Origin of the sequence: Pseudomonas sp. Leaf129, assembly GCF_001423465.1 — a bacterium.
In the GTDB taxonomy this organism is placed as follows: domain Bacteria; phylum Pseudomonadota; class Gammaproteobacteria; order Pseudomonadales; family Pseudomonadaceae; genus Aquipseudomonas; species Aquipseudomonas coleopterorum.
Genome location: NZ_LMOC01000009.1, coordinates 134,076 through 151,712 on the forward strand (window position 1 = coordinate 134,076; position 17,637 = coordinate 151,712).

Genomic DNA, 17,637 nt, shown 5'->3' on the forward strand with positions numbered 1-17,637 from the left:
GATCCACCACTGCCCGAGAATCTTCGCTATGCCTTGCCTCGCCTGGAGCACCATCGACACTGTCCTGCTGGACATGGACGGCACCCTGCTCGACCTGCATTACGACAACCACTTCTGGATGGAACATCTGCCGCAACGCTATGCGCAGCTGCACGGGGTCAGTCTGGCGATGGCGCAGCTGGAGCTCCAACCGTTGTTCACCGACAACGCCGGCAAGCTGAACTGGTACTGCCTGGATTTCTGGACCCGCGAGCTGAACATCCCGGTGCGCGAGCTCAAACGCGAAACCGCCGAGCTGATCGCCCTGCGGGCCGACGCCGACACGTTCCTGGCCGCCATCAAGCAGGCCGGCAAGCGCGTGATCATGATCACCAACGCCCACCGCGACTCGCTGTCGCTGAAACTGGAGCGCATCGAGCTGGCGCCCTATTTCGAGCGGCTGATCAGCTCCCACGACTACGGCTACCCCAAGGAAAACGCGCAGTTCTGGGACGCCCTGCAGGCCGACATCGGCTTCGACCCGGCGCGCAGCCTGTTCATCGATGACACCCTGCCCGTGCTGCGCAGCGCCCGGGCCTACGGGATCAAGCACCTGCTGGCGGTCAGCGAGCCCGACAGCCGCAAGGGCGCCAAGGACACCGAGGAGTTCGCGGCGGTGGGTGACTACCGCGAGCTCATCGCGGGTTTGTGACCCGCCCGGCTGGCCAGGGACCTACCGCCAGCGCGTGTCGCTATACTGCGCATCGCCAACCCAGGAGCGAGCATGGACATCAAGCAACTCAAATTCCTCATTGCGTTGGATGAAACCCGGCACTTCGGCCAGGCCGCAGCGCGCTGTCACATCACCCAGCCGACGCTCTCTATGCGTTTGCGCAACCTTGAAGAAGAACTCGACTTGCCGTTGGTGAAACGCGGCCAGCGCTTCGAAGGGTTCACCGCGCCCGGCGAGCGCGTGCTGGCCTGGGCGCGTACCGTCCTGGCCGCCTACGATGGCCTGCAGGCCGAAGCGGCGGCCTGTCGCGGCCACCTGGTCGGGACGCTGCGTCTGGGTGTGGTGCCACTGTCCAGTTTCGACCCGGTGCCGCTGCTGTACACCCTGCACGGCAAGCACCCCAACCTGCGCTTCGAACTCAGCTCGCTGAGCTCCGAGCAGATCCTCGAACAGCTCGCGAGCAACCGCATCGACCTGGGCGTCTCGTTTCTGGAGCGGCTGGACCAGGAGCGCTTCGAATCGCGCGCACTGGGCGAAACGCGCATGGGCTTGCTGTTCGATCAACGTCACTACGATTTCGGCGAGCAGGCCCTGAGTTGGGAAGCCCTGACCGAACTGCCCTTGGGCATGCTCACCACTGGCATGCATTTTCGCCAGTCCATCGACCACAACTTCCACTCGCGCGGACTCGCACCGCAACCGCTGCTGCAGACCGATGCCGTCCATCAATTGATCCAGGCCGTTCATGGTGGCCTGTGCTGCGCGATCATGCCGCTGGCGGGCGGGCTCGAAGGCTTGACCGAGCACCTGCGCCTGCAACCCATCGCCGAGGCCCACACGCTGGCGCCTCTGGGCTTGATCATGCGCCGCGCGGCGCCCCGTTCGGCACTGGCCGAAGCCTGCTTCAAGCTCTATGACGCGCCATGATCAATGCGGTCTATCGTCGCATCGGTAATAGCAATTAGACGCTAGGCAATCCTGCGCCTAGGCTTAAAGCTGAATTCATTGCCGGTCCATTCCCATGAACGCCAAGCACCCGGCCAGCGCGGTGCCCGTTTCTACCTCGGCTGCCCCTCTCGCCAGTCCCACCGCCAGCCAGACCTACAGTTACTGCAGCTTGAGCCTGGACGAACCCGGCAGCACGCCACTGGCCGAAGAAGTGGCGCTGGCGATCGCTTACAACGGCATCAGCCAGGCCGTCATGCTGGTCACCCCCACCGACCTCGAAGACTTCGTCACCGGTTTCAGCATCGGCAGCGGTATCGTGGCTGGCGCCGATGAAATCTACGACATCAAGCTCAGCGGTGCAGGCTCGGCACGTCACGCCGAGGTGCAGATCGCCAATCGTGCCTTCTGGAACCTCAAGACCCAGCGTCGGCAATTGGCCGGCAGCAGCGGCTGCGGGCTGTGTGGCGTAGAAGCCGTCGAACAGGCATTGCCGGACCTGGCGGTATTACCCGGCGCGGCCCTGCCGCCAGCGCAATGGCTCGAAGGCCTGCGCCAGCGCATCGGTGCCTTCCAGCCACTGGGCCAGCGCAGCGGCGCGGTCCACGCGGCGCTGTTCATGGACGCTACCGGCACCCTGCTGCTGGGCCGCGAAGACATTGGCCGCCACAACGCGCTCGACAAAGTGATCGGCGCCCTGGTACGGCAGAACATCGACAGCACCGGCGGGCTGGCCATCGTCACCAGCCGCTGCAGTCTGGAACTCATTCAAAAAGTATTGCGCGCCGGCATCCAGACCCTGGTCAGCCTGTCGTCGCCGACCGGCCTGGCCCTGCAATGGGCACGCCGGCACAACCTGAACCTCATCCACCTGCCGCAGCACAGCGCGCCGCGGGTCTATAGCCCTGCGTTGGAGAATCAAGCGTGAGCATTCACAATCAAGCCGACAAGACTCCTGTACCCCGCTACAAGCCCTACAAGGGCGCAGCCGGCGGCTGGGGCGCACTGATCAGCGTGACGCAGTTCTGGCTGAGCAGCGACAACGCCCTGAAGAACATCCGCACCATGCTCAAGACCAACCAGAACGGCGGTTTCGATTGCCCGGGCTGTGCCTGGGGCGACTCGCCGGAAAGCGGCATGGTGAAATTCTGCGAAAACGGCGCCAAGGCCGTGAACTGGGAGGCGACCAAGCGCCGCGTCGACCCGGCCTTCTTCGCCAAGCACAGCGTTACCTCTTTGTTGGAGCAGAGCGACTACTGGCTCGAATACCAGGGCCGCCTGACCGAGCCGATGGTCTATGACGCCGCCAGCGATCGCTATGTCCCGATTGCCTGGGACGATGCCTACGCGCTGGTCGCCAAGCACCTGCTCAATCTGGAAAGCCCTGACCAGGCCGAGTTCTACACCTCGGGCCGGGCCAGCAACGAAGCAGCCTATCTGTACCAGCTGTTCGTGCGCGCCTACGGCACCAACAACTTCCCGGACTGCTCGAACATGTGCCACGAGGCCAGCGGCGTGGCCTTGTCGCAGAGCGTCGGAGTGGGCAAGGGTACGGTGACGTTCGACGACTTCGAGCATGCCGATGCCATCTTCGTCTGGGGCCAGAACCCCGGCACCAACCACCCGCGCATGCTCGAACCGCTGCGTGAAGCGGTCCAGCGCGGCGCGCAGGTGGTTTGCATCAACCCGCTCAAGGAGCGTGGTCTGGAACGCTTCCAGCACCCACAGCACCCGATCGAGATGCTCACCAACGGTGACCGTCCGACCAACACTGCCTACTTCCGTCCGGCCCTGGGCGGCGACATGGCGATGATGCGTGGCATGGCCAAGTTCCTGCTGCAATGGGAGCGCGAAGCTCAGGCCAACAATGCACCGTCGGTGTTCGACCACGACTTCCTCAACGAGCACACCGCCACCGTGCTCGAATACCTGGCGGCGATCGATGAGACGTCGTGGGAGCACATCGTCGACCAATCCGGCCTGCCGCTGGAAGATATCGAACTGGCCGCGCGCATGTACCTCAAGGGCAAGAACGTCATCATGTGCTGGGCCATGGGTATCACCCAGCACCGCCACTCGGTGCCGACCATCCAGGAAATCGCCAACCTGATGCTGTTGCGCGGCAACATCGGTCGCCCAGGCGCCGGTCTGTGCCCGGTTCGTGGCCACAGCAACGTGCAGGGCGACCGCACTATGGGCATCAACGAGCGGCCACCGGCCTTTCTGCTCGATGCCCTGGAGAAGCGCTTCGGTTTCAATGTGCCGCGCACCAACGGCCACAACGTGGTTGAAGCCATCCACGCCATGGCCGAAGGCCGAGCCAAGGTGTTCATCGCGCTGGGCGGCAACTTCGCCCAGGCCACGCCGGACAGCACCCGCACGGCGCAGGCGCTGCGCAACTGCGATCTCACCGTGCAGATCAGCACCAAGCTCAACCGCAGCCACCTGATGCATGGCAAGCAGGCACTGATCCTGCCGTGCCTGGGCCGTACCGACATCGACCAGCAAAGCGAGGGCCCGCAAGCGGTCACCGTGGAAGATTCGTTCAGCATGGTGCACGCGTCCAATGGCCAACTGCAGCCGCTGTCCAAGCAGATGCGCTCCGAGCCTGCGATCATTGCCGGCATCGCCGCCGCCACGCTCGGTGCGCAGCCGGTGGACTGGAACTGGCTGATCGCCGATTACGACCGCATCCGCGACCTGATCGCCGACACCCTGCCCGGCTTCAAGGACTTCAACGAACGCCTCAAGCATCCAGGTGGGTTCTATCTGGGCAACAGCGCTGGCGCACGTCGCTGGAACACGCCCACCGGGCGCGCCAACTTCAAGCCCAACCGCCTGCCGCTGGACCTGATCGACGAGCGAGTACGCGCCACTGGCCAGGTGCCGGATCTGATCATGCAGTCGATGCGCTCTCACGATCAGTACAACACCACCATCTACGGCCTGGACGACCGCTACCGGGGCGTACGTGGCCAGCGTGACGTGTTGTTCGCCAATGAGGCGGACATCATTCGCCTAGGCTTCCGCCCGGGTCAGAAAGCCGATCTGGTATCACTCTGGGAAGACGGCCGCGAACGCCGCGTGAAGGGCTTTACGCTGCTGGCGTTCGACATTCCGGCCGGTCAGGCAGCGGCGTACTACCCCGAGGTCAACCCGCTGGTGCCGCTGGAAAGCGTTGGCGACGGCAGCAGCACGCCAACTTCGAAGTTCGTCGCCATTCGCCTGGAGCAACCCGCCCCAAGCGCCCGCATCGCCTGAGGCCCCACGCAAACCCTTGTCGCGGCTCGTGCCGCGACAAGCCCTCACGCCAATCCAGCATACCCAGCACCCAAGGATGCGCGCCAATCAAGGATGAACGCCCCCAAGGTGCACGCCCCCCCTGTAGCAGCGGCGCAAGCCGCGTAGCTCTTGATCTCGATCCTAGGCCGCCCCCAAAAGGACGCCACTCCTGTAGCAGCGGCGCAAGCCGCGTAGCTCTTGATCTTGCTCTTACCCCTTCAACGCCATCAAAAGACACAACTCCGGAAGTACGTGCGACCACCCTCCCCGCTCAAAGTTTCCCCATGAAACTTCAGAATCTCAGAACTGCGCACCCATCGTGCTTTCCATCACATCGCGCTTGTCGGACGACCGATCGCATAGCAAAGTCGCGCCGTCATCCCTCTGAGATCTGATCGATGAAATTTCCCTCGATACTTTTGTTGACCCTCGGCCTGGTGACAGGCGCTGCCTCTGCTGGCAGCAACACCGAAGCCGGTGTAGGGGGCGCATTGGGTGGGGTACTGGGCGCGGTGGTCGGCCAACAACTGGGCGGCAGCACCGGCTCGACCATTGGCGCAGGCCTGGGTGGTGCGGCAGGTAGCGCAGTCGGCGCCGACAAGCGCAGCCGTGGCCAGGCCGCCATCGGTGGCGCCCTGGGTGCTGCAGGCGGCAACGTGGTGGGCCGCAACGTAGGCGGCAGCACCGGCGGCCTGATCGGCGCCGCCACCGGCGGTGGTGCCGGCGGCGCGCTGGGCAACTACATGGGCACCTCGTCCGACCGCGACGATCGTGACGATCGTCGCTATCGCGGCCACGACAACCGCGGCAAATGGAAACACCGCGACCGCGGCCGCCATGTCGGCCACAACAAGCATTGGCGTGATCGCTGAGTCACGATCATGGTAGAGAGCTTCTCTACGCAAGCGGGCAGATGGCATGGCCACTGCCTGCGACACCTCTCCCGCTTTCCTTGTCTTCAAATGCCTCCACAGTCGCTTTTAGGCCTAGCCTTGCCTATGTGCAGCAATCAAGTTTCTACCAATCGCTTGGCAGCGCCCGTCGTGTATGGAAGATATGGAGGATGATCAATCGATCAGCTTCGATTCGATAGGGAATCACGTATGGCCAGTCGGGCATTATCCACTCATGTGTTCCCTCCACGCGGCCCTTGCGACCCAGCGCCGGGAACCTGGATAGGCGATCCACGCCTTCGCGCACCGCTGATACGAATTGACTCGCCGCCAATTCATTGTCCTTGGCTATGAAACTGGCTTCGTGATCGAGGTGTTTGAGGGCTTTGGTCAGCCACTCAATTCGCACCCTTACCCCACTTTTCCCACAGGGCGTTTACCTCTTCGGCACTGGCGGTGTTGCCTGCTTCCAATTCCCGAAGGCTGTCCTTGATCTCTTCTATCTGCCAACTCTCGCGCTGCAGGTATTCGCGCATGGCCTCAAGCACTAAAAAAGATTCGCTATGGCCCGTATCACGCGCGAGGCGCGACAAAGACTCTGCCATATCGTCAGGTATGGGAAATGACATAGGCGACATGCTTGCCTCCATTTGGTCAGTCGACGTCAGCAAGGATACACCGCGTTTTTGCTAGATGGATGGGTATCTTGTCGCCAACGATGTCGTGTTGATCTTGTGAAAATCGAAGACCAAGAAACGAAAAAACCGCCCACAAAGGGGCGGTTTCTTTCGCAAGCTGCTACTTACAACTGCGGACCGGCAGCCTTGATCGAGTCGCTCACGTCGAACTTCTTGAAGTTCTCGATGAACAGCGAAGCCAGGCCTTTGGCGGCTTCGTCGTAGGCGGCTGGGTCAGCCCAGGTGTTGCGTGGGTTGAGCAGGTTGGTGTCGACGCCTGGGACAACCTTTGGCACGTCCAGGTTGACGATGTCCAAGTGCTCGGTCTCGGTGCCGATCAGGGCGCCGCTCTGGATCGCTGCGATCACGCCACGGGTGGTAGGGATGTTGAAGCGCTTGCCAACGCCGTAGCCGCCGCCGGTCCAGCCGGTGTTGACCAGGTAGACCTTGGAGCCGAAGCCACGAATACGCTTGATCAGCAGCTCGGCGTACTCGCCAGCCGGACGCGGGAAGAACGGTGCGCCGAAGCAGGTCGAGAAGGTCGACTTGATGCCGCTGCCCGAACCCATCTCGGTCGAACCGACCAGCGCGGTGTAACCCGACAGGAAGTGATAGGCCGCCTGCTCTTCGCTGAGGATGGACACGGGCGGCAGTACGCCGGTCAGGTCGCAGGTCAGGAAGATCACGGCATTGGGCTCGCCACCCAGGTTCTTCGGCGCGCGCTTTTCGATCAGCTCACGCGGGTACGCGGCACGGCTGTTCTGGGTCAGGCTGTCATCGGCGTAGTCGGCCTTCTTGTCGGCATCGAGCACGACGTTCTCCAGCACGGCACCGTGCTGAATGGCTTTCCAGATGACCGGCTCGTTCTTCTCGGACAGGTCGATGCACTTGGCGTAGCAGCCGCCTTCGATGTTGAACACCACGCCCACACCCCAACCGTGCTCGTCGTCACCAATCAGGTAACGGCTTTCGTCGGCCGACAGGGTGGTCTTGCCGGTGCCCGACAGGCCGAAGAACAGGGTGACGTCGCCGTCTTCGCCCATGTTGGCGGCGCAGTGCATCGGCAGCACGTCGGCGGCCGGCAGCAGGAAGTTCTGCACCGAGAACATCGCCTTCTTCATTTCGCCGGCATAGCGCATGCCTGCGATCAGCACCTTGCGCGCCGCGAAGTTGATGATCACGGTACCGTCGGAGTTGGTGCCATCGCGCTCGGGCACGCACTCGAACTCAGGCGCGTTGAGCACCTGCCATTCATCCTTGCCACCGGCGTTGTACTGCTCCGGGTTGATGAACAGGCAACGCCCGAACAGGTTGTGCCAGGCCGTCTGAGTGGTCATCTTGACCGGCAGGTAGTGCGCCGGATCGGAGCCTACATGCACATGGGAAACGAACCGCTCACGCTCGCCCAGATAGGCTTCGACGCGATCCCACAGGGCATCGAACTTGTCGGCGGGGAATTTGCGGTTGATCGGGCCCCAGGCAATGGCGTCCTGGGTAGTGGGCTCTTCGACGATGAAACGGTCGACTGGCGAACGACCGGTACGATGACCGGTACGCACCACCAGAGCCCCGGTATCGGCAAGCTCGCCTTCACCACGATTCAGGGCTTCTTTAACCAGATCGTCTACAGTCAGATCGGCGTACACGGCGTTCTTGGCTTGCGTCATGAGGTTCCCCGTCGGCTCTGGGCCGAGTGCTCCAAACGTTTTGTAGTAAGTTTACAACAACCACTACAGCTAAAAAGTGGGCCGGATTATGCCAGAAACGCCCGAAAAGAATAGCGTCCTCCTGTCGGTAACGGCGTTATTCCGGCGTCCGTTTGTTAATTTAGCGAGACTAAATCGCTTCAGTGACGGGTATCTGACGGAGCGTCCACACCGGCGCCACTGAAGAGCTGATCGACGTCGGTGGCGTCAAACAAGTAGCGCTGGTTGCAGAACTGGCAGTCGATTTCCACCGTACCGCCATGCTCCTTGAGCAATTCGCGTGCATCGTCGTGCCCAAGACTGACGAGCGCTCGTGCCGAACGCTCCCTGGAACAGCTGCAGCGAAACCGAATCGGCTGGGTATCGAAAAGCCGCAATGCCTGCTCGTGGTACAGGCGGTACAACACGGTTTCGTTATCCAGGCCCAACAGTTCTTCGGCCTTGAGGGTATCGGCCAGGGTGATGGCGGTCTTCCAGCTCTCGGCGCGGTCGTCCTCGTCCTTGATCACAGCGGCAGGCAATTGCTGCAACAGCAGGCCACGGGCACGCTGGCCATCGGCCTTGAGCCAGAAGCGCGTACCGAGCTGTTCGGAGAGGGCGAAGTAATTGGAGAAACTTGCCGACAGGTCGGCACCTTCCAGATCCACGATGCCTTGGTAGCGCTGACCTTCGGTAGGGTCGATGGTCATCGCCAGGGTACCGGCGGGCATCAATTCGGGCAGGCCATCGGTGTCGTTGATCTGCTCGGCGTGGAAACGCGCCAGGCCGCGGATATCACGCTCGCTGGAGCATTCGATCATCAGCAATGGCACGGGGCCTTCGGAGCGGGCCTGGAGAATCAGCAAGCCATCGAACTTGAGCGTCCCTACCAGCAGGGCCGCGGCAGCCATGAACTCGCCCAGCAGCAACTGCACCGGCAGCGGGTAATCGTGCTTGGCCAGGACCTCGGCGTAGCTGCGTTCCAATGCTACCGCCTCACCGCGTACATCGGCGTCGTCGAAAATAAAGCGTTGGGTGAAATCGGCTTCAGGAAGATCGTGCATAAGTCCAGTATCTGAGAATGGTGACAAAATGTGTAGCGGCTTTTATAAAGCCCGCTTCAGAGCGTTCGTTTGATCGCTCACTGCCCTGTGGATGTAGAGGTATCTTATGAACAAAGCCCCACTGTTCCAAGCCAGGTGGAACGTTAGCGGCTTGCTGCTGTGCAATTCAATCCCGATCGTGCTGTTGTGCTTCTGGTTATGGCCCATTGGCCATCATTTGTGTACAGCATTCGACGAATGGCTGTTTCGCCTGCTCAACACGCCCCTGGCCAGCAATGCCGCGTGGCGTTACGTGTGGACCCTGGGCAGCTTGCGACCCTTCGACATCGTGGTCGGTGTGATCATGCTGGCGCTGCTGATCCGCGGCAATTGGGTGTTCAAGGCCGGACAGGTTCGCCAGGCCTTTTTCGGCTTCATGGCCGTGCTGCTGCTCTTAGTGGTGGTGCGCGCGCTGTTTTCCAAGTGGATACACGCAATGGGATGGGACCATGACAGTCCGAGCATGGTCCTGACCGATCCGGTACTGCTCAGCGACTGGTACCCGGACCTGGAACGCCACTGGGAACTCAAGGACCGCTCCAGCCAGAGCTTTCCGGGCGATCATGCTTCGGTGCTGCTGATCTGGGCGCTGTTCATGAGCGTCTGTACCCGTCGAATCGGCCAGTGGCTGTGCATCTGGGCCTTGGCCCTGGTGTTCATGCTGCCGCGCCTGGTTGCCGGCGCCCACTGGGGGCAGGACGATTACATCGGCGGTGTACTAATGGCGGTCTGGGCATTGGGCTGGGGCTACTACACGCCATTCGCGGCGCATACTTCGCAGTGGCTGGTACGGGTCACCGAGCCATTGTTCAGGTTGCTGGCGAAGCTGCCGGTGCTGGGACGGTTGAGTATCGTCGCGGGATGACGCGGTGTCTGTGCTGGCCTCTTCGCGGGCAGAGCCCGCTCCCACAGGCCAGCGCAGTTCAAGGAAGGTGTGGGGGCAGAGGGCTCAGCTACCCGCCCAGTCCCTACAGCACATTGTGGGAGCGGGGCAGGCGGCGAGCTCTCTGCTCGCGAAGAGGCCAGCACTGCGCCCCATCAATCCCCTGAACGAAAACTGAACAACTGCCGACGCTGCTTCTTCGAAGGCTTGCCGTCGGTGGTCACGCCCAGCGCGCCGGCCTTGCGCATGGCCGCAGCGGCTTCGCGCCTGGCCTGGCTCTGCTCGGTTTCGCGGTAGAGCGTCTGCGCTTCGGGCGCACCACGGCGCACGATGGACAGCGCCTCGATGATCACGCTGCGCTCATCGAAACCGGTGCGTATCTGCAACTCATCGCCCACGTGCGGCTCCTTGCCCGGCTTGCAGCGCTCGCCGCGGTAATGCACCTTGCCGCTCTCGATGGCTTCCTTGGCCAGGGCACGGGTCTTGTAGAAGCGCGCAGCCCACAGCCATTTGTCCAGACGGACCTTATCCTCTTCTTCCTGCTTTTGCTTCTGTGCCACAGGCTCACCTCACGAAATGCCGTCATCGAACTGTACTACCGTGCCTGTCGGATGCAAGCGACGGTCTTTGCGATTACAGTGCACGCACGCTTGCCAAGCGGCGTCGGGCTGGGTTGAATTGATCCGGGCCGCGCCGGTCTGAAGCTTGCGTATATGGGTCCACCCCTACCTCTTGCGGTTTGCCGAATTTGAAAACATTTGATCACCTGACCGTCATCGGTCTGCGCGAGTGGGTGGCGCTGCCCGACCTGGGTGTCGCCGGCCTGCGCGCCAAGATCGACACCGGCGCCAGCACCTCCAGCCTGCACGCCACGGACATCGAACCGTTCACCCGTGCCGGTGAGAAGTGGGTGCGTTTCACCGCCCATCTGGGCACCGTGGTGCAACTGCGCCACAGACGCTGTGAAGCGCCGCTGGTGGCCTTGAAGACCATCAAGAGCTCCAATGGCCATGCGCAGACGCGCTACGTGATCAAGACCACCCTGGCCCTGGGCGACCGGGTCTGGACGGTCGAATTCACCCTGGCCTGCCGTAAATCCATGCGTTACCGCCTGCTGCTGGGTTCCAAGGCGCTGGTCCATGGCCAACTGGTCGTGAACCCTGGCGTCACCTACGTTCAAGACAAGCCGGTGTTCCCGGCCTCTACTACCTCTGCCACAGGTGTTGCATGAAGATCGCTGTGCTGTCGCGCAATCCGCGTCTGTATTCCACTCGTCGTCTGATCGAAGCCGGCACTGCCCGTGGCCATGAAATGGTCGTGATCGACACACTGCGCGCGTACATGAACATCGCCAGTCACAAGCCGCAGATCCACTACCGGGGCAAGCCGCTGCAGGGCTTCGATGCGGTCATTCCGCGCATCGGTGCGTCGGTTACCTTCTATGGCTGTGCGGTGCTGCGTCAGTTCGAAATGATGGACGTCTTTCCGCTGAACGAATCGGTGGCCATCGCCCGCTCGCGCGACAAGCTGCGCTCGCTGCAACTGCTGTCGCGGCGCGGCATCGGCCTGCCTGTCACCGGCTTCGCCCACTCGCCGGACGACATCCCCGACCTGATCAGCATGGTCAATGGCGCCCCGCTGGTGATCAAGGTGCTCGAAGGCACCCAAGGCATCGGCGTGGTGCTGTGTGAAACCGCTACCGCCGCCGAGTCGGTGATCGAGGCGTTCATGGGCCTCAAGCAGAACATCATGGTTCAGGAGTACATCAAGGAAGCCGGCGGCGCCGACATTCGCTGCTTCGTGGTGGGTGACAAGGTGATTGCAGCCATGAAACGCCAGGCCAAACCCGGTGAGTTTCGCTCCAACCTGCATCGTGGCGGCAGCGCCAGCCTGATCAAGATCACCCCGGAAGAGCGCATGACCGCGATCCGCGCAGCCAAGGTGATGGGGCTCAGCGTCGCCGGCGTGGACATCCTGCGCTCCAACCACGGCCCCCTGGTGATGGAGGTGAACTCATCCCCTGGCCTGGAAGGCATCGAGGTGACTACCGGCAAGGACGTGGCCGGGATGATCATCGAGCACATCGAAAAGAACAGAGGCCCGAACATGACCCGCACCAAGGGCAAGGGCTAGTTCCTAGACGGCATCCCTGGGCAGCATCAGGCCCAGTGGCAGCCGCACCCGCGCCTCCAGCCCGCCCGTCGAGCGATTGCGCAGTTCCACGTTGCCGCCATGCATGGCGGCAATGCGCTTGACGATCGCCAGACCCAAACCGGTGCCCTTGCCACTGCGCGCGCGATCGCCGCGGATGAACGGGTCGAAGATGCCAACCAGTTCCCCCGGATCGATACCGGCGCCACGGTCCAGCACACTGAGCACCACATAGGGCGCGTTGTCGTCGCCCGAAACGTTGACCGCCACCTCCACACCGCTGCCGGCATGGTAGAGCGCGTTGCCGATCAGGTTGTTCAACAGCCGCTTCATCGACACCCGGCGCAGCGGGAACGGCGGGATCGGTTCCAGGCGAAGCAATACCTGCTCCTGCGCCTGGTTGTAGGGCGCAACGACTTCCTGCACCAGATTCCCCAGGTCGACGACCTCGACTTTTTCGTCGCGCCCGTCGCGAATGAAGGCCAGGAACTGATCGAGGATCGCGTCCATGTCCTCGATGTCGCGGACCATGTCGGGGGTGAATTCGTTGTCCGAGGTCATCAGTTCCAGCGACAGCCGCAGCCGAGTCAGCGGCGTGCGCAGGTCGTGGGAGACGCCGGCAAGCATCAGCTCGCGCTCGCGACCGGCCTGTTCGACGTCTTCGGCCATCTGGTTGAACGCCCGGTACACCTCGGTCATCTCACTGGGCGTATCGCTCACCGGCAGGCGCACGCTGCGGCCCTGCCCCAGCTGACGGGCAGCGAACACCAGACGCTTGAGCGGCTGGTTGAGCTGACGCACGAAGATCCAGGCCGAAGCGGTCGACAACAGGCCGATCGCCAGAAACCAGCCCAGCACGCTCCAGATCTTCTGCCCGCGCAACGGGTGCGGGTACAAAGGCACCTTCAACCAGCCAGCGCCCAGGCTCGGCGCACGCACCCACAGGGCGGGCGGCGCATGGACGCGCAAGCGCACTTCGGTGTCCTCGCCCAGCTCGGCCTGCATCTGGCGTTGGTAGATTTCACTGTACGGCCAATGCTGTTCGCCTTCCGGCACACCGCCGCCGACCACGCGGATCAAGCCTGCGGCGTCGGCGATCTGGTCGCGGTTGTTCTCGTCCGCCGCCCAGTAGGCACGCAGGGTCAGCGCCACACCGTGACTGTACTGGCGGTCGACCAGCACGTCTTCGTTCATCAACAGGTAGACCAGGGTCAGGGCCTTGGAAAACAGGACGACGACCAGCACCAGCCAGAGGGTTCGGGCGAAGAAACTTTGGGGAAACCAGACAGGGGTCTTCATTGCGCGGCGGTCACATACGTTGCAGGAGCGAGCAGGCTCGCAGACATTCTGAATGACGAATATCCCGAATCAACATGTGATTCAGGATATCGACCCTACAAAAACCCCTGAAGTCTACCGGGCGGCGTTGCCATCGGGCACAAATACGTAACCCACGCCCCAGACCGTTTGGATGTAGCGCGGCTTGGACGGATCGGGTTCGATCATGCGGCGCAGGCGCGAGATCTGCACGTCGATGGAGCGTTCCAGAGCATCCCATTCACGTCCGCGGGCCAGGTTCATCAGCTTGTCGCGAGTCAGCGGCTGGCGAGCGTTCATCACCAGAGCCTTGAGCACGGCGAACTCGCCGGTGGTGAGCATGTGCACTTCGTCGCCGCGCTTGAGCTCGCGGGTGGCCAGGGACAGCTCGTAGTCGCCGAAGGACACCGATTCGTCCTCGCTGCCTGGCGCGCCCGGCACAGGCGCCGACTGACGACGCAACACGGCCTTGACGCGGGCCATCAGCTCGTCGGGGTTGAAGGGCTTGGCCAGGTAGTCGTCCGCGCCCAGCTCCAGGCCTTTGATGCGGCTGAGTTCGTCACCCTTGGCGGTCAACATGATGATCGGGACCTGATTGTTGCCGGCACGCATGCGGCGGCAGGCGGACAGGCCGTCTTCGCCGGGCAGCATCAGGTCCAGCACCACCAGATGGAACACTTCGCGAGCCAGCAGGCGGTCCATTTGCTCGACATTGGGCACGGCGCGCGCACGGTAGCCTTTGCTGGTGAAGAATCGCTCCAGCAGGCTGCTCAATCCCGGGTCGTCATCGACGATGAGGATCTTTTCACCTTCGGCTGCTTGTGCGGTACTGCTCATGGGTTGCTCCTCTGATCTCGGCGCGCATTATGGCGTAGCTGCCGACGCTCGTGCCGTGTGCATTGTTAGCAGATTTTTCCTCGGCCGCCAGTCACATTCCTTCATCGTCCAGGCTTGGGGTTCGCGCCGAGACGATATCGCTGGGTATACTGCGCGGCTCGTCAGCGGCAACGTTCGCATGAAAGCGTCCGCTGCCACGATGCCCGAAACGTGCCCATACACCAGGCATATGGGGGACTGCACCTTGTACCTATCATTTTTCAGGTGGTTATCATGATCAGCATAAACAGCCGCATCGCCGAGGAACTCGGCGTCCGCCCTCAACAGGTCGAAGCGGCCGTCGCACTGCTGGATGAAGGTTCGACCGTGCCTTTCATCGCTCGTTACCGCAAGGAAGTGACCGGCAGCCTGGACGACACCCAGCTGCGTCACCTCGAAGAACGCCTGCGCTACCTGCGCGAACTCGACGAGCGCCGCACCAGTATCCTGGCCAGCATCGAGGAACAGGGCAAGCTGACGCCCGAGCTGACCCGCGAGATCCAGCAGGCCGACACCAAGACACGCCTGGAAGACCTCTACCTGCCGTACAAGCAGAAGCGCCGCACCAAGGGCCAGATCGCACTGGAAGCCGGCCTTGGCGAGCTGGCCGACGGCCTGTTCGCCGACCCGACGCTGAACCCGGAAACCGAAGCAGCCCGCTTCGTCGACGGCGATAAAGGTGTGCTCGACGTCAAGGCAGCACTGGAAGGCGCCAAGTACATCCTGATGGAGCGCTTCGCCGAAGACGCCACACTGCTGGCCAAGCTGCGCGGCTTCCTCAAGCAGGAAGCGGTACTCAGCGCCCGAGTGCTGGCAGGCAAGGAAGAAGAAGGCGCCAAGTTCCGCGACTACTTCGAGCACGACGAGCCGCTCAAGAGCATGCCCTCGCACCGCGCCCTGGCCATTTTCCGCGGGCGCAACGAAGGCATTCTCGGCTCGTCGCTGAAGGTAGGCGAAGAAATTCCGGGTACCCTGCACCCGTGCGAGATGATGATCGGCGAGCACTTCGGCGTGAAAAACCAGCAGCGCGCCGCCGACAAGTGGCTCGGCGAAGTGGTGCGCTGGACGTGGAAGGTCAAGCTCTACACGCACCTGGAAACCGACCTGCTGAGCGAGCTGCGCGAGAACGCCGAAAGCGAAGCCATCAACGTCTTCGCACACAACCTGCATGACCTGCTGCTGGCCGCCCCGGCGGGTCCGCGCGCCACCCTCGGCCTGGACCCTGGCCTGCGTACCGGCTGCAAGGTGGCGGTGGTGGATGCGACCGGCAAGCTGCTCGATCACGCCACGGTGTACCCGCACGTGCCGCATAACAAATGGGACCAGACCCTGGCCACGCTGGCGGCACTTTGCGCCAAGCATGCCGTGGACCTGATCGCCATCGGCAATGGCACTGCCAGCCGCGAGACCGACAAGCTGGCCGCCGAGCTGATCAAGAAATACCCCGGTCTGAAAATGACCAAGGTCATGGTCTCCGAAGCCGGTGCCTCGGTGTATTCGGCCTCGGAGCTGGCGGCGCGCGAGTTTCCCGACCTGGACGTATCGATCCGCGGTGCGGTGTCCATCGCTCGGCGCCTGCAGGATCCACTGGCCGAACTGGTCAAGATCGATCCGAAATCCATCGGTGTGGGTCAGTACCAGCACGACGTCTCGCAGCTCAAGCTGGCACGCGGCCTGGATGCCGTGGTGGAAGACTGCGTGAACGCCGTGGGCGTGGACGTCAACACCGCCTCCGTGGCCCTGTTGGCGCGTATTTCCGGGCTCAATGCCACGCTGGCGCAGAACATCGTCGCCCACCGCGATGAGCACGGTGCGTTCCGGACCCGCGCAGCACTGAAGAAAGTCTCGCGCCTGGGCGAAAAAACCTTCGAACAGGCGGCCGGCTTCCTGCGCGTCATGAACGGCGACAATCCGCTGGACGCCTCGGCCGTGCACCCCGAAGCCTATGTGCTGGTGCAGCGCATCGCCGCCGGTACCGATCGGGATATCCGTTCGCTGATCGGCGACAGCGGTTTCCTCAAGCGCCTGGACCCGAAAAAATTCACCGATGAAACCTTCGGCCTGCCGACCGTGACCGACATCCTGCAGGAGCTGGACAAGCCGGGCCGCGACCCGCGTCCGGAGTTCAAGACCGCCGAGTTCCAGGACGGTGTGGAAGAGCTCAAGGACCTGCAACTGGGCATGGTGCTCGAAGGCGTGGTGACCAACGTGACCAACTTCGGCGCCTTCGTCGATATCGGCGTACACCAGGACGGTCTGGTGCACATCTCGGCGCTGTCGGAAAAATTCATCAAGGATCCGCGTGAAGCGGTGAAGGCCGGCGACGTGGTCAAGGTCAAGGTGATGGAAGTGGACATTCCGCGCAAACGCGTGGGGCTGTCGATGCGCATGGGCGACACGCCCGGCGAGAAGATCGACGGTGCACGGGGCAGTCGTCCCGGTGCCGCAGCCCGTCAGCAGGCCGCTCCGACCCGCGTCAAGGAAGCCGCCGCGCCCGCCAACGGCGCCATGGCGTCGTTGTTCGCCAATGCCAAACAGTTGAAGAAACGCTGATGCAGATCGACGACGATCTGACCCAGAGCGCCTACTTTCGCGAGCTCGGCTGCCAGGTGCGACGCTTGGATGCCGGTGTGGCGGAAGTGGCACTGCCCATGGCCGAGCACCTGCGCAACCGCGGCCAGGTGATGCACGGCGGGGCCATCTTCAGTCTGGTCGACATTGCCATGGGCCTGGCGTGCTCGACCTCCCACGGTTTCGATAATCAAAGCGTCACGCTCGAATGCAAGATCAATTACCTTCGCGCGGTGTCAGAAGGTGAGGTGATCTGCAAGGCCCAGGTATTGCACGCCGGCCGACGCACGATGGTGGTGGAGGCCGAGGTGCTTCAGGGCGAAAAACTGATGGCAAAGGCACAAGGTACTTTCGTGGTTCTCTAGCCCGAAGGGGTCGTTCTGCGGTAATTTCGGCACGGCGCAGGCGGTGTCGATCGCAGTACGGCCTGCACCTTGCCCGATCGAAACCAGGCGACGACGCCGGTTCCTTTTTGTCTTCACCCTTGCAGACCGTCCGCTCCACCCCCATATCGGGGCGACTGACGCGTGAAGGAATCCAAC

Annotated in this window: 17 protein-coding genes; 10 read left to right on the forward strand and 7 right to left on the reverse strand. The window is 62.7% G+C overall.

All coding sequences use genetic code 11. The features are described from left to right. The first annotated feature begins 28 nt into the window (after positions 1 to 28). The 5 genes from yrfG (at position 29) to ASF66_RS16965 (ending at position 5,811) form a co-directional block, all read left to right on the forward strand. Positions 29 to 691: a GMP/IMP nucleotidase gene (gene yrfG / locus ASF66_RS16945; protein ID WP_056844692.1), complete on the forward strand. Its 663-nt coding sequence runs from the start codon at positions 29 to 31 to the stop codon at positions 689 to 691. Between the two features lie 72 nt (positions 692 to 763). Further along, positions 764 to 1,639 (forward strand): LysR family transcriptional regulator, encoded by an 876-nt coding sequence (locus ASF66_RS16950; RefSeq protein ID WP_056844693.1) that lies wholly within the window; start codon positions 764 to 766, stop codon positions 1,637 to 1,639. Between the two features lie 94 nt (positions 1,640 to 1,733). Then, positions 1,734 to 2,585: a formate dehydrogenase accessory sulfurtransferase FdhD gene (gene fdhD, locus ASF66_RS16955; RefSeq protein ID WP_056844694.1), complete on the forward strand. Its 852-nt coding sequence runs from the start codon at positions 1,734 to 1,736 to the stop codon at positions 2,583 to 2,585. Then, positions 2,582 to 4,918, forward strand: coding sequence for an FdhF/YdeP family oxidoreductase (locus ASF66_RS16960; protein WP_056844695.1), 2,337 nt, complete (start codon positions 2,582 to 2,584; stop codon positions 4,916 to 4,918). The genes fdhD and ASF66_RS16960 overlap by 4 nt, the downstream gene beginning before the upstream one ends. A gap of 419 nt (positions 4,919 to 5,337) precedes the next feature. Continuing rightward, positions 5,338 to 5,811, forward strand: a complete 474-nt coding sequence (locus ASF66_RS16965) for a glycine zipper 2TM domain-containing protein (RefSeq protein WP_056844696.1) — start codon at positions 5,338 to 5,340, stop codon at positions 5,809 to 5,811. Positions 5,812 to 5,956: 145 nt separating this feature from the next. Here the strand turns inward: ASF66_RS16965 and ASF66_RS16970 are convergent, their stop codons facing one another. From ASF66_RS16970 to hslO, 4 genes are all read right to left on the reverse strand, one after another. Beyond that, complete coding sequence (locus ASF66_RS16970) at positions 5,957 to 6,241, reverse strand: type II toxin-antitoxin system RelE/ParE family toxin (protein WP_056844697.1); 285 nt, start codon at positions 6,239 to 6,241, stop codon at positions 5,957 to 5,959. Then, positions 6,231 to 6,470, reverse strand: a complete 240-nt coding sequence (locus ASF66_RS16975; RefSeq protein WP_056844698.1) for a CopG family ribbon-helix-helix protein — start codon at positions 6,468 to 6,470, stop codon at positions 6,231 to 6,233. Before ASF66_RS16975 ends, ASF66_RS16970 begins: the two co-directional genes overlap by 11 nt. Positions 6,471 to 6,634: 164 nt before the next feature. Further along, complete coding sequence (locus tag ASF66_RS16980; protein ID WP_049860236.1) at positions 6,635 to 8,176, reverse strand: phosphoenolpyruvate carboxykinase; 1,542 nt, start codon at positions 8,174 to 8,176, stop codon at positions 6,635 to 6,637. Between the two features lie 179 nt (positions 8,177 to 8,355). Continuing rightward, positions 8,356 to 9,258, reverse strand: coding sequence for an Hsp33 family molecular chaperone HslO (gene hslO / locus ASF66_RS16985; protein ID WP_049860237.1), 903 nt, complete (start codon positions 9,256 to 9,258; stop codon positions 8,356 to 8,358). Between the two features lie 106 nt (positions 9,259 to 9,364). Between hslO and ASF66_RS16990 the strand changes: the two genes are divergently transcribed. Next, entirely contained in the window at positions 9,365 to 10,162 is a 798-nt protein-coding gene (locus ASF66_RS16990) for a phosphatase PAP2 family protein (RefSeq protein ID WP_056844699.1), read from the forward strand. Between the two features lie 173 nt (positions 10,163 to 10,335). On the opposite strand, the gene ASF66_RS16995 is transcribed toward ASF66_RS16990, so the two are convergent. Next, positions 10,336 to 10,740 carry an RNA-binding S4 domain-containing protein gene (locus tag ASF66_RS16995; protein WP_049860239.1) on the reverse strand — a complete coding sequence of 135 codons (405 nt, stop codon included), beginning with the start codon at positions 10,738 to 10,740 and terminating at the stop codon, positions 10,336 to 10,338. Positions 10,741 to 10,928: 188 nt separating this feature from the next. Here ASF66_RS16995 and rimB point away from each other — a divergent pair, with 188 nt between their 5' ends. Together rimB and rimK are read left to right on the forward strand one after the other, a co-directional pair. Then, positions 10,929 to 11,411, forward strand: coding sequence for a retropepsin-like aspartic endopeptidase RimB (gene rimB / locus ASF66_RS17000; protein WP_056844700.1), 483 nt, complete (start codon positions 10,929 to 10,931; stop codon positions 11,409 to 11,411). Beyond that, positions 11,408 to 12,313, forward strand: coding sequence for a 30S ribosomal protein S6--L-glutamate ligase (gene rimK / locus ASF66_RS17005; protein WP_049860240.1), 906 nt, complete (start codon positions 11,408 to 11,410; stop codon positions 12,311 to 12,313). Before rimB ends, rimK begins: the two co-directional genes overlap by 4 nt. Positions 12,314 to 12,316: 3 nt before the next feature. On the opposite strand, the gene ASF66_RS17010 is transcribed toward rimK, so the two are convergent. After that, positions 12,317 to 13,630 (reverse strand): ATP-binding protein, encoded by a 1,314-nt coding sequence (locus ASF66_RS17010; RefSeq protein ID WP_049860241.1) that lies wholly within the window; start codon positions 13,628 to 13,630, stop codon positions 12,317 to 12,319. A gap of 114 nt (positions 13,631 to 13,744) precedes the next feature. Next, positions 13,745 to 14,485 carry an osmolarity response regulator transcription factor OmpR gene (ompR, locus tag ASF66_RS17015; protein ID WP_043192310.1) on the reverse strand — a complete coding sequence of 247 codons (741 nt, stop codon included), beginning with the start codon at positions 14,483 to 14,485 and terminating at the stop codon, positions 13,745 to 13,747. Positions 14,486 to 14,758: 273 nt separating this feature from the next. On the opposite strand from ompR, the gene ASF66_RS17020 reads away from it, so the two are divergent. Then, positions 14,759 to 17,077: a Tex family protein gene (locus ASF66_RS17020; protein WP_056844701.1), complete on the forward strand. Its 2,319-nt coding sequence runs from the start codon at positions 14,759 to 14,761 to the stop codon at positions 17,075 to 17,077. Continuing rightward, the gene (locus tag ASF66_RS17025; protein ID WP_049860243.1) at positions 17,077 to 17,460 is read left to right on the forward strand and encodes a PaaI family thioesterase; all 384 of its coding nucleotides are present in this window, start codon (positions 17,077 to 17,079) and stop codon (positions 17,458 to 17,460) included. Before ASF66_RS17020 ends, ASF66_RS17025 begins: the two co-directional genes overlap by 1 nt. Positions 17,461 to 17,637: the final 177 nt, after the last annotated feature.

Bases quoted from the DNA above. Each gene is read 5' to 3' on its own strand.
- yrfG (WP_056844692.1), top strand. From the start codon at position 29: ATGCCTTGCCTCGCCTGGAGCACCATCGACACTGTCCTGCTGGACATG.
- ASF66_RS16950 (WP_056844693.1), top strand. From the start codon at position 764: ATGGACATCAAGCAACTCAAATTCCTCATTGCGTTGGATGAAACCCGG.
- fdhD (WP_056844694.1), top strand. From the start codon at position 1,734: ATGAACGCCAAGCACCCGGCCAGCGCGGTGCCCGTTTCTACCTCGGCT.
- ASF66_RS16965 (WP_056844696.1), top strand. From the start codon at position 5,338: ATGAAATTTCCCTCGATACTTTTGTTGACCCTCGGCCTGGTGACAGGC.
- ASF66_RS16975 (WP_056844698.1), bottom strand. From the start codon at position 6,470: ATGTCGCCTATGTCATTTCCCATACCTGACGATATGGCAGAGTCTTTG.
- ASF66_RS16980 (WP_049860236.1), bottom strand. From the start codon at position 8,176: ATGACGCAAGCCAAGAACGCCGTGTACGCCGATCTGACTGTAGACGAT.
- hslO (WP_049860237.1), bottom strand. From the start codon at position 9,258: ATGCACGATCTTCCTGAAGCCGATTTCACCCAACGCTTTATTTTCGAC.
- ASF66_RS16990 (WP_056844699.1), top strand. From the start codon at position 9,365: ATGAACAAAGCCCCACTGTTCCAAGCCAGGTGGAACGTTAGCGGCTTG.
- rimK (WP_049860240.1), top strand. From the start codon at position 11,408: ATGAAGATCGCTGTGCTGTCGCGCAATCCGCGTCTGTATTCCACTCGT.
- ASF66_RS17010 (WP_049860241.1), bottom strand. From the start codon at position 13,630: ATGAAGACCCCTGTCTGGTTTCCCCAAAGTTTCTTCGCCCGAACCCTC.
- ompR (WP_043192310.1), bottom strand. From the start codon at position 14,485: ATGAGCAGTACCGCACAAGCAGCCGAAGGTGAAAAGATCCTCATCGTC.
- ASF66_RS17020 (WP_056844701.1), top strand. From the start codon at position 14,759: ATGATCAGCATAAACAGCCGCATCGCCGAGGAACTCGGCGTCCGCCCT.
- ASF66_RS17025 (WP_049860243.1), top strand. From the start codon at position 17,077: ATGCAGATCGACGACGATCTGACCCAGAGCGCCTACTTTCGCGAGCTC.